7 protein-coding genes and 1 tRNA gene are annotated in these 6460 nt (G+C 57.6%); 1 reads left to right on the plus strand and 7 read right to left on the minus strand.

The annotated features are described in order from the left end of the window. Window positions 1-38: 38 nt before the first annotated feature. Window positions 39-728 carry a crotonase/enoyl-CoA hydratase family protein gene (locus IOD17_RS07725; RefSeq protein ID WP_233684475.1) on the minus strand — a complete coding sequence of 230 codons (690 nt, stop codon included), beginning with the start codon at window positions 726-728 and terminating at the stop codon, window positions 39-41. A gap of 315 nt (window positions 729-1043) precedes the next feature. Here IOD17_RS07725 and IOD17_RS07730 point away from each other — a divergent pair. Further along, a tRNA-Ser gene (locus IOD17_RS07730) sits at window positions 1044-1133 on the plus strand. 26 nt (window positions 1134-1159) lie between these two features. Here the strand turns inward: IOD17_RS07730 and IOD17_RS19480 are convergent. The 6 genes from IOD17_RS19480 to IOD17_RS07760 form a co-directional block, all read right to left on the minus strand. Next, window positions 1160-1396 (minus strand): type II toxin-antitoxin system Phd/YefM family antitoxin, encoded by a 237-nt coding sequence (locus IOD17_RS19480; protein WP_267925387.1) that lies wholly within the window; start codon window positions 1394-1396, stop codon window positions 1160-1162. Window positions 1397-1409: 13 nt separating this feature from the next. Next, window positions 1410-2399 carry a tyrosine-type recombinase/integrase gene (locus IOD17_RS07740; protein ID WP_233684476.1) on the minus strand — a complete coding sequence of 330 codons (990 nt, stop codon included), beginning with the start codon at window positions 2397-2399 and terminating at the stop codon, window positions 1410-1412. Next, window positions 2399-3676 carry a hypothetical protein gene (locus IOD17_RS07745; protein ID WP_233684477.1) on the minus strand — a complete coding sequence of 426 codons (1278 nt, stop codon included), beginning with the start codon at window positions 3674-3676 and terminating at the stop codon, window positions 2399-2401. The genes IOD17_RS07740 and IOD17_RS07745 overlap by 1 nt, the downstream gene beginning before the upstream one ends. A gap of 149 nt (window positions 3677-3825) precedes the next feature. Next, the gene (locus tag IOD17_RS07750) at window positions 3826-5010 is read right to left on the minus strand and encodes a zonular occludens toxin domain-containing protein (protein WP_233684478.1); all 1185 of its coding nucleotides are present in this window, start codon (window positions 5008-5010) and stop codon (window positions 3826-3828) included. Window positions 5011-5022: 12 nt separating this feature from the next. After that, window positions 5023-5352: a DUF2523 domain-containing protein gene (locus tag IOD17_RS07755; RefSeq protein ID WP_233684479.1), complete on the minus strand. Its 330-nt coding sequence runs from the start codon at window positions 5350-5352 to the stop codon at window positions 5023-5025. A gap of 1 nt (window position 5353) precedes the next feature. Beyond that, a partial coding sequence (locus tag IOD17_RS07760) for a virulence factor TspB C-terminal domain-related protein (RefSeq protein WP_267925390.1) occupies window positions 5354-6460 on the minus strand: 1107 nt, incomplete at its 5' end.

Here is a 6460-nt window from a genome sequence, read left to right on the forward strand (position 1 = left end):
CGGCACATGGGCCGGGCTTTTGCGCTACTGGGGTTTACTTATCCCAGGTGTTGCTTGTCCAGTTCGACTGCCTGATCAAGGGCTTCCAGCAGCGCCTTACGCACTTTCAGCTTGGTGTTTTTGTGCGCGGTCATGTTGATCTTCTTCATCTGCTGGGCAACGGCCAGTGCAGTGGCGTGCAGTTGCTCGGCCGGCACCACCTTGTCGAGGAAACCGGCATCCACCGCGCCTTGCGGGTCGAACATCTCGCCATTGATCACCGAGCGGTGGAAGGCCGATTTGCGCAGGCGGTCACGGGCCAGTTCGATGCCAGCGTGGTGCATGGTCATGCCGATCTGCACCTCGTTGAGGCCAATGCTGAACGGGCCTTCGACACCGATGCGGTAGTCGGACGACAGCAGAATAAAGGCACCCTTGGCCACCGCGTGGCCTGGGCAGGCAACGATGATCGGGAATGGATGGGCGAGCATACGGCGCGCCAGGGTCGAGCCAGCGGCAACCAGATTGATGGCGTTCTGTGGGCCGGAAGTCATCACCTTGAGGTCATAGCCGCCGGATAGGATGCCAGGCTGACCGGTGATGATCACGATCGCCTTGTCCTGCTCGGCACGATCCAGGGCCGCATTGAGCGCTGCAATCACGTCCGGGGAGATGGCGTTAACCTTGCCATTGTTCAGAGTCAGGGTGGCAATGCCATCGTCGAGTTGGTAGCTGATCAGGTCGCTCATGGTCGGGTTCCTTGTGCTGAAATGCAGCAGACGTTACTCATCCCCATCGGCCAGGTAAAGCACGATGGCTGACTGGCTGGTCAGTGATGCCGGGCTGCCCGCTTACGATGACAATCAGCCTCGGTAAATGATCGGCACTACCGGTGCGTCATTGTCGCGAAGGGCATCGGTATGCATGGCTTAATCCATCCGAGCATATTCAGGCGCGCTGCATTTGGCATAAGCACATGAATCTTTTGAAAAAAGATTTTGCCTTTGGCCGACTGTTCGGCTAGATTAGCGCGCCTCGACAGACAGCAATGACCGTCGAGACCCGGTGAAGTGTCCGAGCGGTTGAAGGAGCACGCCTGGAAAGTGTGTATACGAGAAATCGTATCGTGGGTTCGAATCCCACCTTCACCGCCAGATTGATACAGCTAAAGCCCTGATTTCTAACAAGATTTCGGGGCTTTTTGCTTTCCGGGGTTTGCTGGTGTCGATGAAGTGTCGATATTTCCAGAATCTGCCTGCCTACAGAGCGTTTCTTGAATTGCGCCCCAGTCTTCTGCAGAGAGCAAAACGGAGTGGCTGCGTTTGCCGACAATCATGATTGGCTTGTGTGATTCGGCACACTGATCCATTAGCCGGTAGAAGTTTGCGCGGGCTTCACTAGCGGTTAGCGTTTGCATGGTGTTGTACTCCCTACGTCATTAAATCTAGCGGGTTGAGCGACAAAGCATCCTGCAGGTGATCGGGTGACAGGTGCGCGTAGCGCATAGTCATTGTCAGGCTGGAATGGCCCAGGATCTTCTGCAGGGTCAGGATGTTGCCGCCACGCATGACAAAGTGACTGGCGAAGGTGTGCCGCAGTACGTGGGTGGCTTGGCCTTCTGGCAGCTTGATCGAGGTCGTTTCCAGCACGCGACCAAAGGTCACCATGCAGTTGCTGAACAGGCCGTTCTGTTTGAAGTAGGCGTGTAGCTGTTTCTCCAGGGTCTTGCTGATGGGGATAGTCCGCGTCCGGCGTGACTTGGTATTGGCAAAGGTCACCGCCCCATTTTTCACCCGTTCAGGCGTCAGGGCTTGAGCCTCACCCCAGCGCGCACCCGTTGCCAGACATACGCGAGCTACAAGGCCGATTCCAGGCGTTGTGTCGAGAGCATCCAATGCGGCCAGCACTTCCTTGATTTGAGGCACTGACAGGAAGGAGAGGGGCCTTTCCTGCAGGCGCAGAGGGCGGACTTTGGCCAGTGGGTTCGGGTAGTCGATTTCACCCAGGCGATGCAGTTCGTTAAATACGGCCTTGAGGTAGCCGAGGCGGTTGTTCAGGGTTTTGCCTTTCACGCCGCTATCGAGCTGGATACGCCGGGTTTCGCAGTAGGCGTTGCCGGTGAAGGTTACTGCAACCGGGTCGCCTAGATCCTTGGCCAGTTTGGCGAGGATCTGTTTCAGTCGAGCAGCATCCGCCAGGGTATGGCCGTGCAGGTCGTGGTAGCGCGTGCACAGATCAGATAGCCGGCGTTTGTCCTTGGGCTTGGGTGACCAACTGGGCGTGTCGACGCACTTGGTTCTGCAGGTCGCCTCAAACCGCTGGGCTTCTCCCTTGGTCTTGAAGGTCTTGCGGAAGCGCTTGCCCTTAATGGGTTCTATATCGACCTTCCAGCGTCCGTCTGACAGTTGCTCAATGGCCATCAGACGGCACGCCCCCACCGCACGTTGCGTTCTTCCAGCAGGCTCTTGATGTGCTTGTATATGTCGTACTCGCTCATATCCTTGGCGGCATAGTGGTCGCGAATGACCGGCCAGCATTCCCAATTTTTCAGCCGGTCAAACGCCTTTTTTGCGCCCACCCGTTCCCTTGCCAGCAGGCTGACGAAGTTTCCCAGGAAGAGTTCGACGTTCTTGCCGGAGAAGCCGCGAGAGGTCTTGTAGTAGCGCTTGTACTCGGTTTCATCGAGCAGGGAATCAACCGGCAGATCCACGCGCACGTCATCGCGAATCAGTGTCCAGATGGCCTCATATCGCCCCGGTCGGGCGAGCAGCTTGAACTGGCGCAGGCCGTAGCACCACAGGCCGTCCAGATGGCCGCAAAATGCAGCAAACGAGCGTGTTTCTATGGCTTGGCCTGAATGCAGGTCTACAGAGCCGCTGGCGAATTGCTGGATAACCGAATGGTGATAGCGCAGTTCAATGCGCCATACATCCGCTTCGGGGTCGTAGTTGTCCGGGTCGTTGTCGTCGAAGCTGTCGCGACGTTTCCACACGCTTTCCCAGTAGTCGAGCTTGTCGGTGGCGCGGGCCTGCTCGGTTTTGTTGTAGATAGCGAGCTGGACGCCGTTTGCAGATCCAAACATGGAGGTTTCGCCACGTCCGTACACGCTGGATTTGGTCGCCCAGGTGATTTCACTGATCCCCGAAATGTCGCGATGGTTGCGAGCACGGCAGTGCATGCGGGCAACCAGATCGACCGGAGGTTTCCAGCCCTGCAGGTCAAGCGCCAGGTGAACAGCGCACTGGTTCAGTTCCAGATGGCTCAGCAGCTCGCTAGCGTAATAGTCCATGCGTTCCTGCAGACGGCTGGGCGACAGGGCGTCAATGGCATGGGGTGATACTTCGATTTTTACGTGTGGCCCGATGGCGTCAATTTTCGAATTGAAGTTCTTCACCAACAGGATGATGCCCAGGTCAGCGTTCTGGAGCTTGTATTGATAGCCAGAGTCCTTGCCTACACGGCCTGAGTGCCAACGCTGACCCGCGAAATCAACCAGGGTGCCGGGGTTTTCGAATAGCGCCATGATTTCCGGGCGGATCAGGCCACGGTACAACTGGCGCACGGTATCGACGCCACAGCGCAGCAAGCGGACGTTCGACAGGTCACTGATGAGGGTGGTGTGTGCATCGAAGAACACCCGACCTTTCGGGTCTTCCTGAAACAGACGATTGACCCGAATTTGATCTTTTACGGTCATTGCAACTACTCCAAATAGTGACGAATTGAGACTGTTTAAATTTATCTTTCTGACGTGTTACGTGTTACAGGGACGTCAGCGCGCGCATTTGGCGCGGCGCTCGTGCCTCGCGCATGCGCCCAAATGCGCCGAGCGAAGGCGCTGAGTGATCACCATAGGAAGCGGCCTTTCTCGTAGGGGATTTGGGTCACAGTGACGCTTTGCGGGGCTTGCTGGGGTTGTTGTGGCTGCTGCTGGCGTTGGTTGTTGGCCTGCTGCAGATCCGGGCGCGCACCAGGGTCAGGGCGGGCCGGATCAAATACGCCGCGCTCTACGGTGTTCTTGCAGTAGGCAAAGGTGGTTTTGTGCCAACTGCCTTGCTGGGTGAAGCACTCGCAGATAAAGGCTTTTTCCTGCGTCCTGACGACCCGGTAGCGCTTGGCATTGCGGTCGATATAGCCCTCATCCGAACTCATGACGCAGGACAGCCGCGGGTAGCTTTGCGGCTTGGTTAGTTCGTCGTAGATGGGGGCCGAGCTGGGTACATCCGGTATGCGAGGGACACGGGCGGCTAGGTATTCGTCCAGGCTCATAGCCTTGGTGCCGGGTTTGTTGTTCACCGGGTTGATCAGGGAGCCGACCGAGCTTTTCACTTGATCGACTACGCCGCTCGGGCTGCTGGTTTCGGCCTGGGCTTGTGTGGCCTGTTCGGTCTGTTTGCCGGCTTCGTAGCGTTCGTATGCGCGGTAGACCATGAAGACGGCACCGGCGATGACAAGTACGGCCAGAATGAATTTGGTCGGTAGCTTGGTCTGGAAATGGTGCTGTGCATTGCTGCTGGTGTAGACGCTGAAAAACTTCTTATCGAGGCGTACCGTGGTTTTCTCGGCATCCTTGAAACTGGATTTCACTTCGACTTTTTCAATGACAGCATCGGATTCAAAGCGCAGCAGTTGCTGGGATTTGAAGACGCGCCAGTAGTGAATATGACCATTGCAGAGGCGGCGTAGGTGCACATCCAGATAGCGCGGGTCCTGGGTGATCAGGTGCACTTCGTGGCCGCTATGGCGCATGGTTTCAAAGCGGGTGATGTGTTCAGGTGGACGCGCCCGAGGATCACGACCACCAAACCAGCCTTGGGCCTCGTCCACGACAATGATCGAGTCGTTGGGCAGTTCGAACCACTTTTCCGGATCATCGAACTTGTACCAGGAAGCCTTTAGAAGCTCAGGCTGCAGGCCGTTGATGTTGTGGAAGTAGACGGTGCGGCCTTCTGCGTGGGCCTTCTGATCCACTTCCTTGATGGTGTTGAGGGTCTTGCCGTGGCCGGGTTTGCCGGTGCGGATATAGAGCATGGCAGCGCCTCCCTACGCTTCGATGGAGGTGCCGCCCGGATTGCGCCAGACCTGATTACGTTTGCGATCCTGGGCCTTGTTGATCCCCGCGATGATGAAGCGGGTGAACACGGCGGAAAGCATGATGTTTATGGCTATGTCGATCTTGGCCAGCCCGAGGATCTGCTGAATGACGATCCCCGAGTTGCCCATATTGGTGATCATGTAATCGCGGGCGGCATTGATCAGCGCGTTGAAGCCAAAGTAGGTGACGAAGCCAAAGCCGATGGCCCGAAGGACGGTCATCACCAGCGGGCCGGCGATCATCCAAAGGAATTGGGCAACCCATAGAAATGCAGGCATATCACTCACCTCCCGAGGCGCGGCCAACGTAGATGGCGTAGAAAAGCGAAGCGGCTATGACGATCAGGTAGCCAAGATCGATGGCGAACTGGCACAGCGGCTCATAGGAAAATTCGAAGGTGCGACCACCCTGGGTTTGCAGGGTGAAGGTCTTGGCCGGTGGGCAGGCTGCTGGCAGAAAGCGCGGATCAGTCGGGCCGCTGAATAGGCCGGACACATCAATTTCACCGTCGCCCTCATCGAGCTTGGCGCTGTCGCCTTTGCCGTCGATAAAGCCGGTGATATCGCCTTCTTGTGACGGGAAGTCGCCAGCGGTCAGCGCGTCACAGCGGGCGCGCTTCTGCGTTTCGAAAATGGCGCATTGAATGGCATCACCAGAGCAGACCAGGGGCTGGCTGCATTCAATGCCGGAGGCGCTATTGCCGTCGCTGTCACCGCCACCTGGGTTGGTGCCGCCGTTGCCTGGGTTCGTGCCACCGTTGCCGGGGTTGGTGCCGCCGTCACCGGGATTCGTGCCACCGTCGCCGGGGTTGGTGCCGCCATCGCCTGGGGTGCCACCATCCCCCGGATCGGTGCCGCCGTCGCCTGGGTCAGTACCACCGTCGCCCGGATCAGTGCCGCCATCGCCGGGATCAGTACCACCGTCGCCGGGGTCGGTTGGCTGGGGAACTTCGGGCGGCTGGTTTTCGGATGTGGTGCAGGTTTCGCCAGTTAGTTTGGCGTTGTAGTCGCAGTAGGTAATAGAACCGTCTGTTTCACTTTCGTTGAAGCAGGAAGAAACCGATTGATGCTGAGCTTTACAGCCATCAATGCAGGCAAAGGCCGGCGGGGAAATTTCTGTACCCGGCGCGATGTTGAACTCTGCAGTCGAGTCACGCCGACCGAGGGGCCAGGTGTATGTGGATTCGGTGCCAGCAGCACAGGCCGGCATGGTATCCACGACAACGAGACCGGAGGACGGGCCACCCTGGGAAATTGGCTGTTGTGGGTTGCCGTAGGGGTGATAGGAAAAGTTGTACTTACACAGAAATGAAGTGGTGTTTTGTACCGGGGTATAACTACCCGCATAAGTTGGGTTGATCAGGTTTACAGGGTGCGCAATGGTGGA

The organism is Pseudomonas anguilliseptica (genome assembly GCF_021375795.1).
GTDB lineage: Bacteria > Pseudomonadota > Gammaproteobacteria > Pseudomonadales > Pseudomonadaceae > Aquipseudomonas > Aquipseudomonas anguilliseptica_A.